13 protein-coding genes are annotated in these 21389 nt (G+C 73.6%); 9 read left to right on the top strand and 4 right to left on the bottom strand.

The window, feature by feature from the left end; genetic code table 11:
- Window positions 1-182: 182 nt before the first annotated feature.
- From ACGFNF_RS15830 to ACGFNF_RS15800, 7 genes are all read left to right on the top strand, one after another.
- Window positions 183-3458: a DUF2961 domain-containing protein gene (locus tag ACGFNF_RS15830; protein ID WP_393168506.1), complete on the top strand. Its 3276-nt coding sequence runs from the start codon at window positions 183-185 to the stop codon at window positions 3456-3458.
- Window positions 3458-5581: a family 43 glycosylhydrolase gene (locus ACGFNF_RS15825; protein WP_393168504.1), complete on the top strand. Its 2124-nt coding sequence runs from the start codon at window positions 3458-3460 to the stop codon at window positions 5579-5581. The genes ACGFNF_RS15830 and ACGFNF_RS15825 overlap by 1 nt, the downstream gene beginning before the upstream one ends.
- Before the next feature lie 122 nt (window positions 5582-5703).
- A complete protein-coding gene (locus ACGFNF_RS15820; RefSeq protein WP_393168502.1) occupies window positions 5704-7260 on the top strand; it encodes a sugar ABC transporter ATP-binding protein in 1557 nt (518 codons plus the stop codon).
- The gene (locus tag ACGFNF_RS15815; RefSeq protein WP_393168500.1) at window positions 7257-8339 is read left to right on the top strand and encodes an ABC transporter permease; all 1083 of its coding nucleotides are present in this window, start codon (window positions 7257-7259) and stop codon (window positions 8337-8339) included. Before ACGFNF_RS15820 ends, ACGFNF_RS15815 begins: the two co-directional genes overlap by 4 nt.
- 26 nt (window positions 8340-8365) lie before the next feature.
- On the top strand, window positions 8366-9367 hold the full coding sequence (locus tag ACGFNF_RS15810) for a substrate-binding domain-containing protein (protein WP_393168498.1): 1002 nt from the start codon (window positions 8366-8368) through the stop codon (window positions 9365-9367).
- A 63-nt stretch (window positions 9368-9430) separates the two neighbouring features.
- Entirely contained in the window at window positions 9431-10963 is a 1533-nt protein-coding gene (locus tag ACGFNF_RS15805; protein WP_393168496.1) for an FGGY-family carbohydrate kinase, read from the top strand.
- Window positions 10960-12594 carry a fucose isomerase gene (locus ACGFNF_RS15800; protein WP_393168494.1) on the top strand — a complete coding sequence of 545 codons (1635 nt, stop codon included), beginning with the start codon at window positions 10960-10962 and terminating at the stop codon, window positions 12592-12594. Before ACGFNF_RS15805 ends, ACGFNF_RS15800 begins: the two co-directional genes overlap by 4 nt.
- Before the next feature lie 24 nt (window positions 12595-12618).
- Here ACGFNF_RS15800 and ACGFNF_RS15795 read toward each other — a convergent pair whose 3' ends face one another.
- The 4 genes from ACGFNF_RS15795 to ACGFNF_RS15780 all read right to left on the bottom strand — a co-directional run bounded on the left by ACGFNF_RS15795 (window position 12619) and on the right by ACGFNF_RS15780 (window position 19825).
- A complete protein-coding gene (locus tag ACGFNF_RS15795; RefSeq protein ID WP_393168492.1) occupies window positions 12619-13665 on the bottom strand; it encodes a LacI family DNA-binding transcriptional regulator in 1047 nt (348 codons plus the stop codon).
- 348 nt (window positions 13666-14013) lie between these two features.
- On the bottom strand, window positions 14014-16476 hold the full coding sequence (locus tag ACGFNF_RS15790; protein ID WP_393168490.1) for a DUF4127 family protein: 2463 nt from the start codon (window positions 16474-16476) through the stop codon (window positions 14014-14016).
- A gap of 53 nt (window positions 16477-16529) precedes the next feature.
- Window positions 16530-18122, bottom strand: a complete 1593-nt coding sequence (locus tag ACGFNF_RS15785; RefSeq protein ID WP_393168488.1) for a hypothetical protein — start codon at window positions 18120-18122, stop codon at window positions 16530-16532.
- Complete coding sequence (locus ACGFNF_RS15780; RefSeq protein ID WP_393168486.1) at window positions 18119-19825, bottom strand: DUF4127 family protein; 1707 nt, start codon at window positions 19823-19825, stop codon at window positions 18119-18121. The genes ACGFNF_RS15785 and ACGFNF_RS15780 overlap by 4 nt, the downstream gene beginning before the upstream one ends.
- Window positions 19826-19988: 163 nt before the next feature.
- Between ACGFNF_RS15780 and ACGFNF_RS15775 the strand changes: the two genes are divergently transcribed.
- Both ACGFNF_RS15775 and ACGFNF_RS15770 read left to right on the top strand, forming a co-directional pair.
- Window positions 19989-21071: a LacI family DNA-binding transcriptional regulator gene (locus tag ACGFNF_RS15775; RefSeq protein ID WP_393168484.1), complete on the top strand. Its 1083-nt coding sequence runs from the start codon at window positions 19989-19991 to the stop codon at window positions 21069-21071.
- The gene (locus ACGFNF_RS15770; protein WP_393168482.1) at window positions 21068-21385 is read left to right on the top strand and encodes a hypothetical protein; all 318 of its coding nucleotides are present in this window, start codon (window positions 21068-21070) and stop codon (window positions 21383-21385) included. Before ACGFNF_RS15775 ends, ACGFNF_RS15770 begins: the two co-directional genes overlap by 4 nt.
- Window positions 21386-21389 lie beyond the last annotated feature (4 nt).

Genomic DNA, 21389 nt, shown 5'->3' with positions numbered 1-21389 from the left:
GTCGGTGGGAAATCGATTGCCGAGGAGTATCGCCAGGACCCCGACGGCTGTCAACGCGTCCTGGAATCTTCCTTCGGCAACTGAGCGGTGGCGGTAAAGTATTGACATCTCGCGATGCCCCCCGGTTAACTCCCGAGCAATCGATTTCTCGCGGCTCCGACGGTCATCCTGGAGGGACATCCATGAAGCCCCACCTCCGCCGCTGGCTGGCTCTGGCCGCGGCGCTGGCGAGCATGATCCCCCCGACGGCGGCGCACGCCGCCGAGCCCGCCCCGGCCCCGCGCGGTGTCGGGGCGCTCGCCGTCGTCGACGACAAGGGCCCGGTCGGCTGGGACGTCTACCGCCGCCTCGACCGGCTGCCCGAGCTGGCGGCCGGCAGCCGCACCCGGCAGTTCTCCAGCTTCGCCCGGGACGGCTCCAACGACGACGGCTTCGTCGGCACCTACTCGTGCCTGCGCCAGTCCGGCGGCTGCGTCATCGCCGAGGACCGCGGAGCCGGCGAGGTGCAGTCGATCTGGTTCACCCGCGACGACGGCAACGTCAGCGCCACCGGCTGGATCCGCGTCGAGCTCGACGGCGTCACGGTGGTCGACACCAGCCTCCAGCGCCTCGTCGACGGCGGCCTCGGCTCCCCGTTCGTGTGGCCGCTGGTCACCAACGCCGACCAGACCTCCGGCGGGGTCACCGTCAAGGTCCCCATGCCGTACCGCGAGTCCATGCGGATCACCACCCAGTTCAATCCGCTCTTCCACCACGTCACCTACCGCACGTTCGCCGACGCGGTCGGGGTGTCCAGGTTCGACCCCGCCGATCCCGCCACCGACGTGGTCGAGAAGCTGCGCGCCGCCGGCCAGCGCGACCCGAAGCCGAGCCAGCCGGGCGCGAGCACCAGGACCGCCCGGGTCGACGTCCCGGCGGGCGGGCAGTCGACACTCGCCACGCTCACCGGTCCCGCCGCGGTCACGGCGCTGCGGCTGCGGCTGCCCGACGCCGCGGCCACCGCGCCGACGCTGTCGGGCCTGCGGCTGCGGATCGCCTTCGACGGGCGCGCCACCGTCGACAGCCCCGTGGGCGAGTTCTTCGGCGCCGGACTCGGCGAGCGCTCCGTACGCTCGCTGATGTTCGCCATGGACTCCGCACCCGGCGGCTGGTACAGCGCCTGGTGGCCGATGCCGTTCCGCTCCACCGCGACGATCTCGGTCGCCAACACCACCGGCGCCCCCGTCGCCGGCGTCCAGGCGGAGGTGACCACCGCGCCGGGCACCGCCTGGACCGGCGCCCTCGCCCCCGACGGCGCCGCCGGCTACTTCACCACCCAGTCCCGCCGTGCGGAGACGGTCGGGGGCGACGACTGGATCGTCGCCGACCAGGCCGGCCGGGGACGGTTCGTCGGCGTGTCCCAGACCGCCCGCGGCCACATCACCGGCGGCAACACCCGCAACTACCTGGAGGGCGACGAGCGCGTCCACGTCGACGGCTCGCCCACGCCGCAGATCTACGGCACCGGCACCGAGGACTTCTACGAGTCCGGTTGGTACTTCAACCGCGGCGAGTACAGCGGCGTCTTCACCGGCAACACCGCCCACCTGCTGCGCTCCGGCGGCTGCGTCGACGAGTGCGACGCCATGTACCGGCTGATGATCGGCGACGCGGTGCCCTACGCCACGGCGTTGCGCTTCGGCATCGAGCACGGCCCCGCCAACGACATGCCGGCGAACTACGCCTCGACCGCCTTCCTCTACACCCAGCCGACCGTCGCCCTGCGCCGCACCGACACGCTTGTCACCGGCGACGCCGCCAGCCGCGCCGGGCACGCCTACACCGACTCCGGGAGCCAGTACCCGCTGACCGCCGCGTACGAGGGCGACGACGACAACGCTCCCGTCGCCGGCCAGGTGCGCGCCTCCAGCGGCGCCGCCAGCTTCCGGCTCGCCGTGGACCCCGCCAACCAGGGCGTACGGCTGCGCCGGCACGGCGACCAGGCCGGCGCGTACCAGCAGGTCGCCGTGTCGGTCGACGGCCGGCCGGCCGGCGTGTGGCGGCAGCCGCTGGGCAACGACCGGCAGCGCTGGCTGGCCGACGAGTTCGTCCTCCCGGCCGCGCTGACCGCCGGCCGCGCGACGGTCACCGTCACCCTCACCCCGGCGGCCGGCACCCCGGCCTGGACGGCGGCCCGCTACGAGGCCGACAGCATGGTTCCCCCGTTCCTCGACGTCACCGCGCCGGGCGCGGTCACCGGGCTCGGCCTGGCCGGCGGTCGGGTGCACGCCCTCGGCCTGTCCTGGTCGGCGTCGCCGGACGACGTGGGCGTCGCCGGTTACCGGGTCTACGCCTCGCGCAATCCCGGCGTCGCGACCACCCCCGCCAACCTGGTCGGCACGACCCGGACGACCGCCTTCCGGCACGGCCCGCTGCCGGCCGGACAGACCCGCCACTACCGGGTCGTCGCGGTCGACGGCGCAGGCAACGCCTCCGCGCCCTCGGCCGAGGTGTCGGCCACCACCCGCACCCGCAACACCAGCGACGCCAACGGCGACCGCCGCGACGACGCCGTGGCGTTCACCCGGGGCGCCACCGCCGACGTGACAACGTCGGTGTCGGACGGCACCCGGTTCGTGCCGGACGGCCGGAGGTGGAACGACTTCTTCGCCGTCGGCGAGGAGCTCCCGTTCACCGGCGACGTCGACGGCGACGGGCGGGCCGACGTCATCACCTTCACGCGTGGCGACAGCGCCGACGTCTACGTGGGGCTCTCCACCGGCACGACGTACGCCGCCGGGGTCAAGTGGCACGACTTCTTCGCCACGGGTACGGAGATCCCCGCCGTGGGCGACGTCAACGGCGACGGGCGCACCGACATCATCACCTTCACCCGGGGCGCCGCCGCCGACGTGTACGTGGCGCTGTCGACCGGCAGCGGCTTCGGTCCCGGCGTCAAGTGGCACGACCACTTCGCGCTCGGCGACGAGTTGCCGGCGGTGGGCGACGTCGACGGCGACGGGCGCGACGACATCGTGACGTTCACCCGGGGCGCCACCGGCGACGTGTTCGTCTCCCGCTCCGACGGGACGCGGTTCGTCGAGGACGGCTGGAAGTGGCACGACTCGTTGGCGCCCGGCGACCAGTTGCCGGCGCTCGGCGACGTCGACGGCGACGGGCGCGACGACGTGGTGACGTTCACCCGGGGCACCGCCGGCGACGTGTTCGTGGCGCTCTCCGACGGCACGCGCTTCGTCGCGCAGGCCGGCAGGTGGCACGACTGGTTCGCGGTGGGCGACGAGCTACCCGGCATCGGCGACTTCAACGGCGACGGAAGGGCGGACCTCGTGACGTACACGCGGGGAACCAGTGCGGACACGTACGTGGCGCTGTCGACTGGCGGCGGCTTCGGCGCGGGTGTCAGGTGGCACGACCAGTTCGCGCCCGGCACCGACCTGCCCCGCCCGAGCGTGTCGTGATGCGCGCGCCCCGGATGCTCGCGGTGCTCCTGCTCGGCGCGGCCCTGCTGGCCGTCCCGGCCGCGCCGGCCGCCGCCGAGGACGTCGTGCGGACCGAGGCGGAGTCGCTGACGGTGACCTCGTCGACCGCCCCGGTCGAGGCGCAGGCCAACTGCTGCGGGGTCGCCTGGTCGGCGGGCCGCCAGCTGTGGCTGCGCGCCGCCCGGGCGGGGGACTCGGTCACCGTGTCGCTGCCGCCGGTGCCGGCCGGGCAGTACGACATCGGTGCCGTGCTCACCCGCGCCGCCGACTACGGCACCCTGCGCTTCGCCGTCGACGGGGTGGCCGTCGGTCAGCTCTTCGACGGCTACGCCCCGACCGTGCGGCGCGTCGAGGCCGTACCGCTGGGATCGGCCTCGCTCGCCGCCGGCAGCCACCGGCTGACGGTGACGGTGACCGGCCGCTCCGCCTCCTCGACGGGGTTCTTCGCCGGCCTGGACACGCTCACCCTGCGCCGCGTCGGCCCGCTGGCGGCGGTCACCACGACGGCGTACGAGACGGTGGCCGAGACGCCGGCGCGCGGGCCGCTGACCCGGGTCTACGACCCGGGCGTGGGGGAGCCGACGGCGTGGTACTACAACGACCACACGATCGTGCGCGACCAGCGGACCGGGGTGTGGCACGCCTTCGCCATCGCCCACGCCGAGCCCGGCGCGCCGCAGGACGAGAAGAGCTTCGGCCACGCCACGGCGCCCACGCCCACCGGACCGTGGACGAAGCGACCACCGGCGCTGACGGCCGACCCGGCGCGGGGCGAACAGTGGATCTGGGCCCCCCACGTCGTCCACGACCAGGGCGTCTACTACATGTTCTACGCCGCCGGCAGCCCCGACTACGCCAACTACCGGATGCACCTGGCCACCTCGACCGACCTGTTCACCTGGACCCGCAGCTCCGCCAACCCGCTGTTCACCGACGGCTGGGAGGCCCGCGACCCGATGGTGACCCGGGTCGGTGACCGCTGGGTGATGTACTACACGGCGACCTCGAACCCGCAGGGCGGCAACCACGTGGTCGCGTACCGCACCAGCACCGACCTGCGGACGTGGAGCGGCCGGGGCGTGGCGTACGCGTCGCCGCACACCGGCCGGGCCGCCGGGCAGACGGAGTCGCCGTTCGTGGTGCGCCGGGGCGACTGGTGGTACCTCTTCGTCTGCTGCGACGGCACGGACTACGGCGCGGCGTACCGGCGCACCGCCGTCTACCGCAGCCGCGACCCGCTGCGCTTCGAGGGGGCGGAGAAGGTGACCGTGCTCGACGCGCACGCCGCCGAGGTCGTGGTCGACGGAGACAACTGGTACCTGAGCCACGCCGGCTGGGGCCAGGGCGGGCTGTGGCTCGCCCCGCTGACCTGGTCCACCCAGGTGGTCGCCCGCGGCTACCAGGTGAGCACCGGGTTCCTGCGCGCCGACGTGCGTACCTGGCCGCACACCCGGATCGCGTCCCTGGCGGTCGACCCGGCCGGCGCGGGGGCGTACCGGCCGGCGTTGGACTCGTCGCACCGGGGCACCGGTCCCTACCTGGCGGTCGGCCGCTTCGACGTCACGGACCGGGCGGGCCCGCCGGCAAGGGTGGACGTCTCCGCCGACGGTTCCCGGATCAACCTGGTCGGCATGCGGATGGGCGACGAGCCGGTCACCGCCGACTGGCTGCTGACCGTGGCGCCCCGCTGGACCGGGCCGGCGCTGCAGAGCGACGTCACCTGGTCGGTGACCGGCCAGACGACGGCGCCGGTGTGGGAGGTGGCGTTCAACGTCGACGGTGCCCTGCCGGCGGTCGGGGATCCCGCCGTGGCGGCCCGGCCGACGGGGGACGTGCCGGGGATGCCGACGTGGTCGATGACCTCCGGCGCGGATCTGTCCCTCGTGGCCGCCCACCGCTGGGCCTCGGCGTGGCGCGGCGACAACACCTGGTATGACGCCGGCCACGCGATGGCGGCCTGGCAGCCGCTGTGGCGCAACGGGGGCACCGCGTGGCCGCCGGGGGCGTACCCGGGCGGGACGTGGCGGTTCGCCGCCAGCGGAGTGGGGCGGGACACCGCGTTCGCCGAGACCGTGCACGCGGCGGTCAACGCGGTGCCCTGAGGGTCGCCGGTGCGGGTCGGGCAGCGCGGGATGACGGCCCGGCCCGCACCGGGGGCGTTGACATCACTTCGACGCCCGCCTATGTTGCCAGAAATCGATTTCCGATCTCTCCGGAGGCCCGCATGAGCGACCAGGTGATCGTCGCCATGTCCGGCATCACCAAGCGCTTCGGCGGCGTCCACGCCCTGCGCGGCGTGGACCTCACCCTGCGCGCCGGCGAGGTCCACGCCCTGCTGGGGGAGAACGGGGCCGGAAAGTCGACCCTGATCAACATCCTCTCCGGCGTCGTCACCGGTTACGGCGGGGAGATCTCGATCGGCGGCCGGCCCGCGCGCTTCACCGGCCCGGCCGCTGCCCAGGCCGCCGGCATCGCCACGATCCACCAGGAACTCGACCTGGTGCCCGCGCTCTCCGTGGCCGAGAACCTGGTGCTCGGCCGGGAACCACGCACCCGGCTGCGGACGCTCGACCGGCGGGCGATGACCCGCGCCGCCCTGGACTGGCTGGGCCCGCTCGGCGCCCGGATCGATCCGCGCCGGCCCGTCGGTTCGCTGCGCGTCGGCGAGCAGCAGCTCGTCGAGATCGCCAAGGCGCTCTCCCTCGACGCCCGCGTCCTCGTGATGGACGAGCCGACCGCCGCGCTCGCCGACGCCGAGGCGCGGCGGCTGATGTCCACCATCCGCGCGCTGCGCGAGCGCGGCGTGGCCGTCGTCTACATCTCCCACCGCCTCGAGGAGATCGAGCACATCGCCGACCGGGCCACCGTCCTGCGCAACGGCGAGGTGGCCGGCACGCTGCGCCCGGACCGCGCCGACCGGCAGCGGATCATCACGCTGATGGTGGGACGCCCGGCGGAGGCGCTGTTCAGCGAGGGATCCGCCGGGCCTGCCCGCCCCGCGGGGCCCCCGGTGCTGGAGGTCGACGACCTCGCCGTACGGCCCCGGGGCACCCGGCCCGGGCGCTGCGAACCCGCCGGCGTCAGCCTGACCGTGCGCGCCGGGGAGATCGTCGGCCTGGCCGGCCTGATGGGGGCGGGCCGCACCGAACTGCTGGAGACCCTGTACGGCGCCGGCCCGCCCGGTCGCCGCAGCGGCCAGGTCCGGCTGGCCGGCCGCCCGTACGCCCCGCGCGGTCCCCGCGCCGCGCTGCGCGCCGGCGTCGGCTTCGTGCCGGAGGACCGCCGCCGCTCCGCCTTGGTGCTCGAGCACCCCGTCGGCCGCAGCATCGTCCTGGCCGCCCTGCGCCGGGTCAGCACCGCCGGAGTCGTCCGCGCCGGACGCGAGCGGGACGCGGTGCGCCAGCAGGTCGCCGCCCTGGCGATCAAGACGTCGTCCGCGGCCGCGCCGGTCGGCTCGCTCTCCGGCGGCAACCAGCAGAAGGTCGTCTTCGCCCGGCACCTGCTCACCCGCCCCCGCCTGCTGCTGCTCGACGAGCCGACCCGGGGCGTCGACGTCGGCGCCAAGGCGGAGATCTACCGGCTGCTGCGCCGCCTCGCCGACGACGGCATGGGCATCCTGCTCGCCTCGTCGGAGCTGCCCGAGCTGACCGGCGTCTGCGACCGGATCGTGGTCCTGCGGCGCGGACGGGCCGTCGCGGAACTCCCGGCCGCCGGGTGCACCGGCGAGGACATCCTGACCGCGGCCATGGGCGGCGCGGCCGCCGGAGGGGACGACCGATGACCCACCTGCGCGCACCGGACAAGGGGCCCGGCACGCCACTGGCGCCGGCCGGCGGCGACCCGGCGGCCGGCCCCGGCCGGTGGGGTTGGGCCGGCGGCCGGGGCGACCTCGTCGAGCGGCTCTTCGCCGTGCAGAGCCTCTTCGCGCTGCTGCTGGTGTTCGTGCTGGCCATCGCCGTCTCGCCCCGCCGCGACGGTGAGATCCTCTTCCTGTCCACGGAGAACCTCGGCAACATCGTCCGCGCGGTGTCCGAGATCGGGATCATCGCGATCGGCATGACGTTCGTCGTCCTGCTCGGCGGCATCGACCTCTCCGTCGGCGCCATCCTCGGCCTCTCCGCCGTCGGCACCGCCACGCTGATGGTCGACTCCGGGCTCGGCATCCTGCCCGCCGTCACCGTCGTACTGCTGATCGGCGCCCTCTTCGGCGCGTTGCAGGGCTACGCGACGGCCCGGCTCGGCATCCAGTCGTTCATCGTCACCCTCGCGGGACTCCAGGTCGCCCGCGGCCTCGCCCGGATCTGGTCGGGCGGGCTCGGCATCCCGATCGCCTACGGCGACGGCCCGCAGGAGGCGCCGCCGGCGTTCGAGATCCTCAACGGCACGATCAACGGGGTGCTGCCCGTCCCGGCCGTGCTGTTCATCGGCATCGGGGTGGCCGCGATCGTCGTGCTGCGCAAGACCGCGTTCGCCCGCCACGTCTACGCCATCGGCGGCAACGAGAAGGCCGCCCGGCTCTCGGGCGTGCCCGTGCTGCGGGTCAAGGTCGCGGTCTTCGCGATCGCGGGCCTGCTCGCCGCCGTGGCCGGCATCATCCACGCCGGACAGCTCAACCAGGGCAGCCCCAACGACGGCGCCGGCTACGAACTCGACGCCATCGCCGCCGTGGTCATCGGCGGCACCAGCCTCGCCGGGGGCACCGGCTCGATGGGCGGCACGCTCGCCGGGGCGCTGCTGCTCGGCATCCTCAACAACATCCTCGCGCTCAACAACATCGACGCCAACGTGCAGCTACTGATCAAGGGACTGGTGATCGTGGCCGCCGCCGGGCTGCAGAAACTCCGCCGCAGCATCGTCTGAACCGCCACCGAACAAGGAGCGTCATCATGCGCACCCGTACCGTCCTTATCGCGCTGCTGTGCACCGGCGCGCTCGTCACCTCCACCGCGTGCAGCGTGGAGAAGCCGTCCGACGGCGGCGACGCCACGGCCGCGAAGTGCGGCGCCGGCAAGGACTTCCTCATCGGCATGTCGCAGGCCAACAACGCCGAGCCCTACCGGCAGGTCATGAACAACGACGTGCAGACGGCGGCGAGGTCCGTCCCCGGGTTCACCGTGGTGGTCGCCGACGCGGCGCAGGACAACAGCAAGCAGGTCGCCGACGTGGAGAACTTCCTCACCCAGAAGATCGACCTGCTGGTCATCTCGCCGAACGAGGCCAAGCCGCTGACCGCGGTGGTGCGCAAGGCGTACGACCGGGGGGTCCCGGTGATCGTGCTCGACCGCAAGGTGGAGGGCGAGGCGTACACGGCCTTCATCGGCGGGGACAACGTCGCCATCGGCAGGGCGGCCGGCGAGTTCTACGCCACGACGCTGCTGCCGGCCGGCGGCAAGGTCATCGAGATCGCCGGGCTGCCCGGCTCCACGCCGGCGGCCGAACGCGCCCAGGGCTTCCGGGAGGGCATCGCGGCCAACCCGAAGATCGACGTCGTCGCCTCCCAGCCGGGGGACTGGCTGCGGGAGAAGGGCCAGTCGGTGGCCGACGCGCTGCTCAAGGCCCACCCCGACGCCGCTGCCGTGTACGCCCACAACGACCCGATGGCCGAGGGCGCGTACCTGGCCGCGAAGGCGGCCGGGTTGCACACGACTGTGAAGTTCACCGGCATCGACGCCCTGCCGGTGCCGTCGGGCGGGATCAAGGCCGTCGAGCAGGGCCGGCTGGCGGCCACCTTCCAGTACGCCACGGGCGGGCGGGAGGCCGTCGACCTGGCCCGCCGGATCCTGGTCGACTGCGCCGAGGACGTCCCGCGTACCACCACCCTCGACACGATGCGCGTCACGAAGGAGAACGCCGCCGAGACGTACGCGAAGCTCGGTGGCGTCGCCTGACCGCCGAGCCGGCGCGGCCCGGCGGGCCACGCCCCGGACCTGGAAGAGCGGGGGAGACCTGGCATGACGGTGGCCGCGGTGCTCGGGGTCGACATCGGCACGTCCAGCAGCAAGGGCGTCCTCGTCGACCTGTCCGGGCGCGTGCTGCGCTCCCGCGTCCGGGAGCACCGGGTGGACCGGCCGCGACCCGGCTGGGTGGAGATGGACGGCCGCGTCTGGTGGGACGAGTTCGTCGCCCTCACCCGTGAGCTGCTCGCCCCCGGCGACGCCCACGTGGTGTCGGTCGGGGCCAGCGGGATGGGGCCGTGCGTGCTGCTCACGGACGCCGCCGGCACGCCCCTGCGCCCGGCCGTCCTCTACGGCGTCGACACCCGGTCCACGCCGCAGATCGCCCGGCTGACCGAGCGCTTCGGCGCGGACGAGATCCTGCGCCGGTGCGGCTCGACGCTGTCGACCCAGGCGGCGGGGGCGAAGGTCGCCTGGGTCGCCGACGCCGAGCCGGAGCTGTTCGCCCGGGCCCGGCGGCTGTTCATGCCGAGCTCCTGGCTGGTTCACCGGCTGACCGGCCGGTACCTGCTCGACCAGCACTCGGCCAGCCAGTGCACGCCGCTGTACGACAGCGCGGCGCAGACCTGGTACCGCCCCTGGGCCGACGAGATCGCCCCGGGGCTGGAGCTGCCCGAGCTGCGGTGGCCCGGCGACGTGGCGGGGACGGTCACCGCCGGGGCCGCCGCGACCACCGGGCTGGCGCCGGGCACCCCGGTCGTGACCGGAACGATCGACGCCTGGTCGGAGGCGGTCAGCGTGGGCGCCCAGGGCGTCGGCGACCTGATGCTCATGTACGGCACCACGATGTTCCTCGTGCACACCGTGCCGCACCCGCTGACCAGCCCGTCGCTGTGGGGCACGGTCGGCGCGCTGCCGGGCACCCGCAACCTGGCCGGCGGCATGGCGACCTCCGGGGCGATCACCGGCTGGTTGCGGGAGCTGTTCGACGCCGCCGACTACCCCGAGCTGCTGCGCCTGGCCGAGCGGTCCGGGCCGGGCGCGCGGGGCCTGCTCATGCTGCCGTTCTTCGCCGGCGAGCGGACCCCCATCCTCGATCCCGACGCCCGGGGCGTCATCGCCGGCCTGACGCTCTCCCACGGGCGCGGCGACATCTACCGCGCGGCGCTGGAGGCGACCGGGCTGGCCGTACGCCACAACATCGAGACGATCGAGGCGGCCGGCGGCGACATCCGCCGCGTCGTGGCGGTGGGCGGCGGCACCCGGGGCGACCTCTGGACGCAGATCGTCTCGGACGTCACCGGCCGGGCGCAGCACATCCCGTCGGTCACCATCGGCGCGAGCTACGGCGCCGCGTTCCTCGCCGCCGGCGCGGTGCAGCGGGTCGACATCCACCGGTGGAACCCGATCCGGGAGGTCCGCGAGCCGCGCCCGGCACTCGCCGCCGACTACGCGGAGCTGTACGGGCTGTACCAGCAGCTCTACGCCGGCTCGAAGTCCGTCGCCCACACGTTGGCCGCCCGGCAGACGCGCCTCGCGACCCCGCCCCAGCCAGGTACCGACGAGCCAGTGGAGGAAGTCAACCCGTGAACAACTACACCATGCCGGTGCTGGTCGACCCGCCGGCCGCCGCCCCCCGGACGGTCTACACGGTCGCCAGCGGCGACCTGCGGCCGGCCGCCAACGTCACCGGCTGGCCGACCCAGCAGCGCCTGGAGGCGGACCTCGCCGACGCGGTGACGGCCCTGGGCTGGCAGACCCGGCGGGCCCATCCGGTGGACGCCGGCGCGGGCCACGGCTTCATCGGCAGCCAGCGCGCCGGCATCGAGGTCTTCCAGGGGATCCCGGTCGACGCCCCGCTCGTCGTCGTGGAGGCGGTGTGGCAGTACAGCCACCACGTGCTGGCCGGGCTGCGCGCCCACCGCGGCCCGATCCTGCTCGTGGCGAACTGGAGCGGGGAGTTCCCCGGCCTGGTGGGCCTGCTGAACCTCGCCGGCAGCCTCACCAAGGCGGGCGTGCGGTACTCGGCGCTGTGGAGCGAGGACTTCACCGACGAGTGGGCGCGCGACGGGCTGAAGGTCTGGCTGGAGACCGGCGAGGTGGTCCACGACGAGAGCCACGTGCGGGACCTGCCGCCGTTGCCGTCCGACCCCGAGGTGGCGCTCGGCGTGGCGCTGGCCCGCCAGCTGCGGCGCCGGCCGGCCGTCGTCGGCGTCTTCGACGAGGGTTGCATGGGCATGTACAACGCGATCATCGACGACGAGCTGCTCAACCCGCTCGGCGTCTACAAGGAGCGGCTGTCGCAGAGCGCGCTGGTGGCGGAGATGTCGCGGGTGTCCGACGAGGAGGCGCACGCGGTGCGGGCGTGGCTCGACGCGGCCGGCATGACCTTCCACACCGGCACGGACGAGGCCACCGAGCTGACCGACGCCCAACTGCACAGCCAGTTCAAGATGTACGTCGCCGCGCTGCGCATCGCCGACGACTTCGGCCTGGACGCGGTCGGCATCCAGTACCAGCAGGGGCTCAAGGACACCGTGCCGGCGAGCGACCTGGCCGAGGGGCTGCTCAACGACGTGTCCCGGCCGCCGGTCACCAGCCGGGACGGCACGCGCGAGCTCTACGCGGGGCGGGCCCTGCCGCACTTCAACGAGGTCGACGAGGGCGTGGCGGTGGACTCGCTGGTCACCAACCGGATCTGGACCGCGATGGGGATGGACCCGGCCACCACCCTGCACGACATCCGTTGGGGGGAGTCGTACGGGCCGGACTTCGTCTGGGTGTTCGAGATCTCCGGCTCGGTGCCCGCCTCGCACAACGGCGGCTACGACCGGTCGTACAGCATGCGGCAGCCGCCGATGTACTTCCCGCTGGGCGGCGGCACCCTCAGCGGCGTCTCCCGGCCGGGCGAGATCGTCTGGTCACGGATCTTCATCATGGACGGGGTGCTGCACGCCGACCTGGGCCGGGGCACCGTGGTCGAGCTGCCGGCCGCCGAGACGCGGCGTCGGCTGCGGGCCACCACGCCGCAGTGGCCGATCATGCACGCCGTGCTGCACGGCGTGGGCCGCGACCAGTTGATGGCCCGGCACAAGGCCAACCACGTCAACGTGGTCTACGCCGACGACGTCGACGCCGCCGACCGTGCCCTGCGGGTCAAGGCCGCGATGCTCGACGCGATGGGGGTGCGGGTGCACCTGTGCGGCGACGTGGCGCTGTGACCGGGCGGGTGTCCCGCCGCCGGCTCACCGGGCCCGGGCGGGCCCACCCGCGCCGGCCGCGGGCTGTCCGTCCGGCAGGGACCGGACCGAACTCTCGCGGATCCGCAGGGTCGTCCGCAGGGTGACGGTCGAGGACGCCTTCGCGGGGTTGGCGATCCGCTCGGTGAGCAGCGACGCCGCGGCCCGTCCCAGGTCGTACGTGGGCTGCGCGACGGTGCTAAGCGAGGGTCGCACCAGGTGGGCCCAGGGAATGTCGTCGAACCCGACCACGCCGCACCGGGTGGGCACGGCGACGCCTCGGTCGACCAGGCACTCCACCGCGCCCACCGTCATCAGGTTGTTGGTGACGAAGACCGCGTCCGGCGGCTCGGCCGCGTTCAGCAGGGACGCCATGGCCCGGTAGCCGCCGTCCTCCCGGAAGTCGGCGTACCGGACCAGGTCCTCCGGCGCGCTCCGGCCGGCGGCGCGCAGGGCCTGCTGGTATCCGCGTAGCCGCTGGACGGCGGTGGAGATCCGCCGCGGTCCCGTGACGCAGGCGATGCGGCGGTAGCCGCTGTCGATCAGGTGGGCGGTGGCCGTCTCGGCGCCGTGGACGTTGTCCACGAGCACGGTGTCCACGGCCACCCCGTGCGGCTGCCGGTCGATGGCCACGACCGGCATCCCGGCCTCGGTGAGCCGGTTGATCAGGGCCGGCCGTCCCGACGGCGAGATGATCACGCCGGCCATCCGCTCGGCCAGGGCCGCCGTCACGTAGCGGGTCTCCTTCTCGGGATCCTCGTCGCCGTTGCACAGGACCACGGAGAAGCCCGCCTCCTGCGCCACGTCCTCGATGCCGCGCACCAGCGAGGTGAAGAACGGGTTGCCGATGTCGGAGATGATCACCGCCCAGAGACTGGTGCGTTGCCGGCGCAGGCTGCGGGCCACCGCGTTGGGCCGGTAGTCCAGGTCGAGCACCACCTGGCGTACGCGCGCGGCCAGGTCCGGATCCACCGACGAGTGCCCGTTGAGCACCCGGGACACCGTCGACGCCGAGACCTCGGCCACCCGGGCCACGTCATAGATGGTCGTCATGCGGTCGTCCCCTGTCGGTGTCGCGCGCCCGGTCCCGCACCGGACCCCCGGATGCGACCGCACGAGCACCACCGTCCGTTGCGGCCCGCCGCCCGAGAGTGGCCGGCCCTGAGATCCTATATGGCAGGGAATCGATTTCTTCTGGGCGTCGTGCACCCGCCGCGACTCAGTGTCGTGCTCCCGCGGGTCGAAGCCGGTGCCCTCGGCCGTCTGCCGCGTACGGCGCTGCGCCGCGCCGGCCGGCGGCACGCGTACCGCCGGCAGGTCCGGTCGCCGGGGGCGGGAAGCCACCCGGTGACCGGACCCGGTCGCGGCGGTGGTGTCGACGCCGCCTCGGCGGTGTCGGCGTCAGCCGGAGGAGGCGGCGCGGCAGGTCACCTCGATCTCGTAGAGCCGGGCCTGCCGGTCCCGGCTGGCGAGGACGTCGAGGCGGACCGCGGTCGCGCGGACCGGCGTGAAGGTGTGCGTGGTGACCTGGGTCGTGTTTCCGGTGACCTCGTCGAGCACCCGCCAGGTGCCGTCGACCAGGCCGGAGATCCGGTACGACGTCAGCTCGTACCCGCCGTACTGGTGCAGCCGCACGGTGTCGACGAGTTCCGCACCGGCGAAGTCGACCCGCAGCCAGTGGCTGTCGGCCGGATCGGTGATCCAGCGGCTACCGGAGCTGACCCGGTTGCCGTCGATCACGTGCGCCGGCACGTACTGCCGCCACCAGCCCGACGCGCTGGCCGTCGCGCCCTCGGCGGCCAACGCCACGTTGCGCCACACCGCACCGACGGTCGTGGTGGCGCTCGCGGTGAACTGGCGGGGCTGGTCCGGCAGCACGCCGTGCGGGGCGTCGACCCTGACGGTGGCGCTCTGCTCGGCCGCGAGCCCGCGTACCCCCACGGTCAACGGAACCTCCACCACCGCGAACGGCGCGAGGCGCACCTCGGTCGGCGCCGGGGCCACCCACCCCTCGGGTACGACGGCGCTGAGCTGTGCCGTCACCGGCGTGCCGACGTCGTTGCGGAGCACCGTGGTGATCCGGGTGTCCACGTCCGAGTCCGGCCGGACCGTGGTGCGCAGGGGCAGGGCCGAGACGGTGAGCAGCGCACCGCGATCGGTGGGGGCCGTGCTCAGTGCGAGCGTGGGGAAGGCCTCCAGCTCCTGGTAGCGCGACCAGGCCAGCGTCATCTGCCAGGACGTCAGCCGGTGCACGACCGCCGTCACCTCGTGCCGGCCGTCGTTGCCGGCGCGCAGGGGGGTGCCGGCGAACTCGTCGGCGAAGAGCTGGTCGGCCAGCGCCCTGGTCCGCTGCACCGCGAGCTGGTTGGCGCCCTCGAACACCTTCGTCATGTACTGCGGATCGTCGCCGTTGTCCCGGGCGTACGCCTGGACCTGGCTGAGCACCTGGTTGCGGTAGACGTCGGTGTGGGCCAGCTCCTGCAGCGTCAACTCGACGTGCGCGGTGGCGGCGTTCAGCAGGATGGCCTGGCGCGCCTGCTGGAAGGGGATCCCCTTCGACCTGCCCGGGAAATTGGGCAGGCGTCCGGTCCGGCTCGCTTGCAACAGCGCCGCGCGGACCACCGACTGGGAGATCGACAGACCGATGTTCCAGCCGGACCAGCCGGCGAGTTCCCCGAACCGGATCCGGGGAGCGAGCAGCGACCGCAGCTCGGCGTCCACCTTGCCGGCCAGCGCGTCGTCACCGACCGCGACGAGCCGGCCCCGGGCCACCGCGTCGTGGATCCGGTCGGCGAAGGGCTCCAGGTTTCCGCCCCCGGCGGTGTTCGCCATCAGCAGGATGTCGGCGTCGGGACCGTCCGAGGGGCTCGCGCCGAGGGTACGCACGTACTCGTCGACCAGGGTGGCGTAGGGGACGTCCTGGTAGGGCGCCACCCACTGCTCGCCCGGGGTGCGGGACCACTCGACGTCGACCGTCGGGGCGGCGCCGAGCCGTTCGGTGACGTGCTTGGCCACCAGCAGCGCGCCGAGGATGTCGGCGCCCGGGTAGATCCTGACCCGGTCCTGGACCCCGAGCTGGGCCGTGAGCGCGGCCAGGCTCGCCTTCTCCAGGCGGTGCGGGCCGTGCTCGGTGGCGTCGTCCTGGCCGAGGATCAGGTAGTCGATGGTGCCCTTGGCGACCCGTTCGATCATGTCCCGGTTGATCTGGTGGTCCCGGGCCCGGGCACAGAGGAAGTCCGCCTTGATCTCCTCGGGGATCTCGCTGGCGACCTGCTCGTACTCGGCCCGGCGCTCCTCCTGCCCGAGGTTCTCCACCTGGTCCATCAGGACCGCCCAGCGGCGGATGGGTCCGGAGTGGATGCCCGGGTAGCTGCTGGTCGGCTCGATGGTGAGGCGCATGATCACGTCGAACGCGTACAGCGGCTTGTCGGGGTTGCGCCGCTTCACCTCGTCCAGCACGGCGAGCCGCCGCCGGGCATCGGCCAGGCTGGTCTCGCAGGTCCGGGAGGCGACCAGGCCGCCGTAGGCGAGCATCGGGGCCGCGACGACCGAGCCGTCCGCGTCGGCGGCGGCCTTGCGCCACCAGGCGCCGACCGCGTCGGCCTGGCCGTAGGTGAAGTACTCGCCGAGCAGGTCCTCCGGGGGTGTGAGCGCCTCGTGTCCGCCGGCCTCGGCGACCGCGACGGGCGTGTGCGCGGTGAACGGCCGGTCGTCCAGCGGTACGACGGCGAGCCGGCCCAGGTTGGCCGGCGGCGCGGCGGCTGCGGCCGGGGTCCCCGCCGGGGCGACCGCGAAGGTGAGGGCCACCGCGGCGGTGGCGACCACGCTGAGGGTGCGAGGTGTCAGTCGTCTGGTGCGACGCATCGGTTCACTTTCGTCATGGTGGTGGACGAGGTCATCGGGGATCGGTGGCGCGCTCACCGGGTGCCGGCGTACCCGACGGCCTTGAGGATGCCGAGGCCGTTGTGGGCGACCGGGAGGGTGCCCCGGGTGCCCTTGCACAGGTTTTCGGTGGTGTCGCTGTCACCGTCGAGGTCGTCGGCGTCGCGGGTGGGCAGGAACATCGCGGCCAGCGACCGGTCGAGCAGGGCGTAGAGCGCGTCCTGCCGGTCGGCCTGCTGCAACCGTTGGTAGCCCGCGGCGAACTTGGCCGGCACCAGCTCCTCGCGCAGCTCGGCGAGGATGCCGAAGCCGACGATGTCGTAGTACTTCGCCTCGGCGTTCTCGTTGGGCGGGGTGAGGCGGAAGAAGCCGCCGAAGGACAGGTGCGGGTCGTAGTCGCGTGCGTCCCCCGTCGGCGTCGCACCCTGGTTGTCCGGTGGGTAGTACGGGTCCACGGCCCCGGCCGCGGTGTCGTCGACGCAGTCGAGCGGGTCGCTGGCCGAGGCGGTGTGCCAGCCCGGGAGGCTGGTGTACGTGGTGTAGAGGGTCGTGACGGCGGCAGCCGCGGAGCTGGCGCCGTTGAGCTGGCGTTCGTGGTCGTAGAGTCCGGCCAGCCCGTACTCGATCATGTCGGTGCCCAGGGTCCCGCCGGCGATCTGGCCGTCGGTGTAGGTGCAGGAGCCCTTGCGGTGCCACCGGTTGTCGCGGCAGTCCGCGCGGTACGCGCTCTGCGCGACCACCCGGTTCTGGCTGGTGGCGGGGGAGTCGAAGTCGAAGGTGTACCAGTCCGCGCCGAGTTGCAGGCCCGTGGTGAGGAACTGCCGGGCGGTGGCGGCCGACTGGCCGTACCGGTTGTCCGGGGGCGCGACGGCCGTCTGCAACCGCTGCATGAACGCGATCGCGGTGAGGTTCCAGGTGGAGATCGTCGAGTAGAGGTTGCTCCAGCTGGAGATCTGGTCGACGTAGCCGCCGGGCGGGGTGGTGGGCTGGCCGAGTGCGTCGACGAACGGGTGCACGCCGTAGGTCAGGTAGTGGGCGCGTGGGTCCTGCATCCGGAGCAGGAACTCGCCGATGCCGACGGCCGCGTCGAGGTACCCGGCGGTGCCGGTCGCCTGGTGGGCGGCCAGCAGCGCCTCTCCGCACGCCGCGTTGCCGAACGAGGTGAAGTAGCGGATCTGGCCGTCCGGGGTGCTCGCCACCGCGTCGTCGAAGATCTTCGGCGCGTTCGGGTCCTTGGCGAGCCGGTGGGCGAGCACCGCGCCGGCGAACTCGTCGATGAGACCGGTCTCCACGCTCGACAGGGACCGCTGCTCGTACGCCGCCCGCTGGTCGAGGTAGACCGAGATGAACTGGAGCGAGGTGCAGGCGGCGGTGCTCTGCCGCGGCCCGCCGATCGTGCACGGGCTCGCCGTGGTGCAGCTCCTGCTGGCGATCACGAGCTGGTCGCCGTGGACGTGTTCGATGTCCCGGCGCAACCCGTTGCGGACCCCGTCGTGCGAGGCCACCAGCCAGTCGAAGTAGCTGTCGACGAGCGGGACCGGGGTGGCGGCGACGGCCGGGGCGGTCGGGACCGGGGTCGCGGCGGCGACGACGAGCGCGGCCAGCAGCGCGGCCGCCCGCGCCCTCACCGTGTCCCCCGATCCTGGGTCAGGACGATCCGGGGCTCGGCGGCGATCTCGCCGGTGCGGTTCCAGGGCAGGTGGATGTGCCAGGCGTCGACCCGGTCCACGCGGGCGGTCATCGGCGCCCGTCCGTCGCTGCCGAGGGCGAGCGTGGCCCCGGCGAACTCGTCGGCGAACAGCTTCTCCGCGTGCGGGACGGTGTTGTCGACCGCGTAGGCGTTGATCTCGGCGAAGTGGGTGGCGATGTTCTGCGGGTCCGGCTCACCCAGCGCGGACGCGTAGGCGGTGGTGGCGGTGCGGACGTTCGAGGCGCGGTACGAGTCGGTCTGCACCAGTTCCGAGACGGACAACTCGATGGTGGCTCGGGCCGCGTCGTGCAGGAGTGCCCGCCGGGCGGCCGGGACCGGCTCACCGACGGTGCCGGGCGCGCCGGGCGGCAGGTCACCGCGGAGCGAGCGCTGCCGCAGCCCCCAGCGGGACGTCGCCTGGGCGAGGCTGATGCCGACGTTCCAGCCGGAGTAGCCGGCCAGCTCGACGTACCGGATCCGGCCGTTGAGCAGGGACAGCAGGCGCCGGTCGGAGTGCCCGGCGATGGCGTCGTCGCCGAGCGCCACGAGGCGTCCGGCCCGGACGTGGGCCACCAGTCGGTCGGCGAACGGCGCCACCGACGCCGAACTGCCGCCCGTGTTGGCCATCAGGACCAGGTCTGCCTGCTCCGGCCGGTCGACGACCGTCCCGCCGAGGATGTCGACGTAGCCCCTGACGAGCTGTGCGTACGGGATGTTCTGGTAGGGCGCGGTCCACTCCTCGCCCGACACCCGGGAGTACTCGACGCTGACCCGGGGGCGCACGTCGGCGTCCCGGACGGCGATCTTGGCGATGAGCAGGGCGGCCACCACGTCGGCGCCCGGGTAGATCACCACCCGGTCGCCGACGCCGAGTTCGGCGATGCGGGCGGCGAGCGCCTGGGACTCGGGCCGGTGCAGGCCGTGGCCGGTGGCGTCGTCCTGGCCCACCACGAGGAAGTCGAAGATCCCTTCGGCCGCCCATTCGATCATCGTCAGGTTGATCCGGTGGTTGCGCGCCCGGGTGGCCAGGTAGTCGTCGCGTACGTCGGCCGGGATCTGGGACTCCAGCGCGTCGAGCTGCGGGCGCTTCTCCACCATCCCGAGGTTGTCGACCTCGTCCTTCACCGTGGCCCAGGCCCGCAGCTCGTTGCGCCAGGGCCCCTCGGGGGTGAGCCGCATGATGGTGTCGAAGGCGTAGAGCCGCCGGTGTGGGCGGCGCTGTCGGACGGTCCGTACCGCCGCCAGCCGGGCGAACGCCTCGGCCTCCGCCACGGAGCTGTTGCGGGAGTTGAGCAGTCCCCCGTAGGCGAGCATCGGTAGGGCGACGACCAGCGCGTCCGCCTGCGTGGTGGACGAGGTGAGCCACTGGCCGACTGCGCGGCCGTCGCCGGGGGTGAAGTGCCGCCCCAGGGTCTCCCGAGGCGGCAGGAGGGTGGCGTAGCCGGCGCCGGTGGCGATCTGTTGCGGGGCGTACCAGGTGTAGGGCCGGTCGTCGAGCGGGACCAGGGCGATCGTGCCGAGCCGCGGGGTCTTCGGTCGGGCGTGCGCCGGCGGGCCGAGGGCGGTGAGGCCGGCGCCGGCGAGGCCGGTGAGGCCGGCGGCCCGGAGAAGGCCACGGCGGGACAGGGTGTGATCAGGCATGTCGGCTCCTCGCGTTGCCGGGGGATGCGCTGAGTCTTGGATCAGCGAGAGGCCCGGGTCAATACCGCCGGAGGCCGTAATACGTATTACTGCGTCCGCCGGCCCTTGACACCGGTTCCGCGGGCCGGGCAGCATCCTCCGCGACAACCATCGGTGATACGTGATGCTCAGAAGGTGGCCGATATCCGTGTCCGCAGGGCGGGGCAGGCTGACGCAGCACGAGATCGCGCGGATGGCCGGAGTGAGTCAGACGACGGTGTCGCTCGTGCTCAACGACCGGACCGAGGCGGCCTGGCGGATCGCCCCGGAGACCCGGGAACGGGTGCTGCGCGTCATCCGCGAGACGGGCTACGTCGCCGACCCGCTCGCCCGGCGGCTGCTGCAACAGCACAACCAGATCCTGGGCGTGTTCACCTACGAGTCGGTGTTCCCGAGCACCAGCGCGAACTTCTACCACCCGTTCATGTCCGGCATCGAGGCGTGCGCGGAGAAGATCGGGTGCGACCTGCTGCTGTTCACCAGCGCCCCCGTGAGCGGCGGCAGCCGCCGGATCTTCCACGACAACAACCGCATCCGGCTCGCCGACGGTTGCGTGCTGCTCGGTCGGGAGATCCCCCGCGACGAGCTGGCCCGGATGGTCGCCGGGGACATGCCCTTCGTCTCCGTCGGTCGACGCGACGACGCCCACCTGCCGTCCGGGGCGGGCGGTCCGGTGCCCTACGTCGGCGCGGACTACGCCCGGGCCACCGCCGCCCTCGTCCACCGCGCCGTCGACCTCGGACACCGGGCGCTGGCGTACGTGGGCGCGGGCACCGGGGCCGAGTCCGCCACCGACCGGCTCGCCGGCTTCACCGCCGCGGCCCGGGAGACCGGTGTGGACGGCCGGCACGAACCGGTCGGCGACAGGACCACGGCGGAGCTGCTCGACGCACTGTGCGCGGCCCGGGTCACCGCCGTCTTCTGCGAGGAACTGGTCGAGGCGGTGGCGGTGGCCGAGGCGGCCCGGGCCCGGGGCATGTCCGTGCCCGGAGACCTGTCCCTGGTGGCCCTCGGCGATCCCACCCGACAGGCCGAGACCGACCTCGACTTCACGGGTTTCCACATCGCCCGCAGGGAGATGGGCTGGCAGGCCATCGCGGTGCTCGACGACATCCTGCACGGCCGCGACAGCGACCACCAGCGGCTGCTGCCCTGCACCCTGGTCGAGGGCGAGACCCTCGGGCCCCCGGTGACCGGCCGGGCGTGACCGACCACCGGAGGGCGCCGTGGGGCGGGGCGCGGGACGTGACGCCGAGCGGCGCGGACGACCTCGCAGGGGACACCGCCCGGACCATCGGGCTGGCGAGCCGGATCCTGCTCGCCTACTTCGACGACGACATGGGCCAGGTCGCCGCCCTGGTCAACCCCCGGCCGCAGGAGGCGGTGGAGGCGCTGATCATCCTGGCCCAGTCGGCGATGGTGCAGGCCACCGGCGGGCCCGCCGAGGCGATCACCAGGCTGCGCGAGTTCGCCGTACGGGCCGAGATCGAACTGGGCGAGAACTACCCGGATCGACGCTGACCCC

It is taken from the genome of Micromonospora sp. NPDC048868 (assembly GCF_043198195.1).
Lineage (GTDB): Bacteria > Actinomycetota > Actinomycetes > Mycobacteriales > Micromonosporaceae > Micromonospora > Micromonospora reichwaldensis.
This window is presented reverse-complemented; position numbering and strand designations above follow the sequence as displayed.

Coding starts and splice junctions, on each gene's coding strand:
- ACGFNF_RS15830 (WP_393168506.1), top strand. CDS start 183: ATGAAGCCCCACCTCCGCCGCTGGCTGGCTCTGGCCGCGGCGCTGGCG.
- ACGFNF_RS15825 (WP_393168504.1), top strand. CDS start 3,458: ATGCGCGCGCCCCGGATGCTCGCGGTGCTCCTGCTCGGCGCGGCCCTG.
- ACGFNF_RS15820 (WP_393168502.1), top strand. CDS start 5,704: ATGAGCGACCAGGTGATCGTCGCCATGTCCGGCATCACCAAGCGCTTC.
- ACGFNF_RS15815 (WP_393168500.1), top strand. CDS start 7,257: ATGACCCACCTGCGCGCACCGGACAAGGGGCCCGGCACGCCACTGGCG.
- ACGFNF_RS15810 (WP_393168498.1), top strand. CDS start 8,366: ATGCGCACCCGTACCGTCCTTATCGCGCTGCTGTGCACCGGCGCGCTC.
- ACGFNF_RS15805 (WP_393168496.1), top strand. CDS start 9,431: ATGACGGTGGCCGCGGTGCTCGGGGTCGACATCGGCACGTCCAGCAGC.
- ACGFNF_RS15795 (WP_393168492.1), bottom strand. CDS start 13,665: ATGACGACCATCTATGACGTGGCCCGGGTGGCCGAGGTCTCGGCGTCG.
- ACGFNF_RS15790 (WP_393168490.1), bottom strand. CDS start 16,476: ATGCGTCGCACCAGACGACTGACACCTCGCACCCTCAGCGTGGTCGCC.
- ACGFNF_RS15780 (WP_393168486.1), bottom strand. CDS start 19,825: ATGCCTGATCACACCCTGTCCCGCCGTGGCCTTCTCCGGGCCGCCGGC.
- ACGFNF_RS15775 (WP_393168484.1), top strand. CDS start 19,989: ATGCTCAGAAGGTGGCCGATATCCGTGTCCGCAGGGCGGGGCAGGCTG.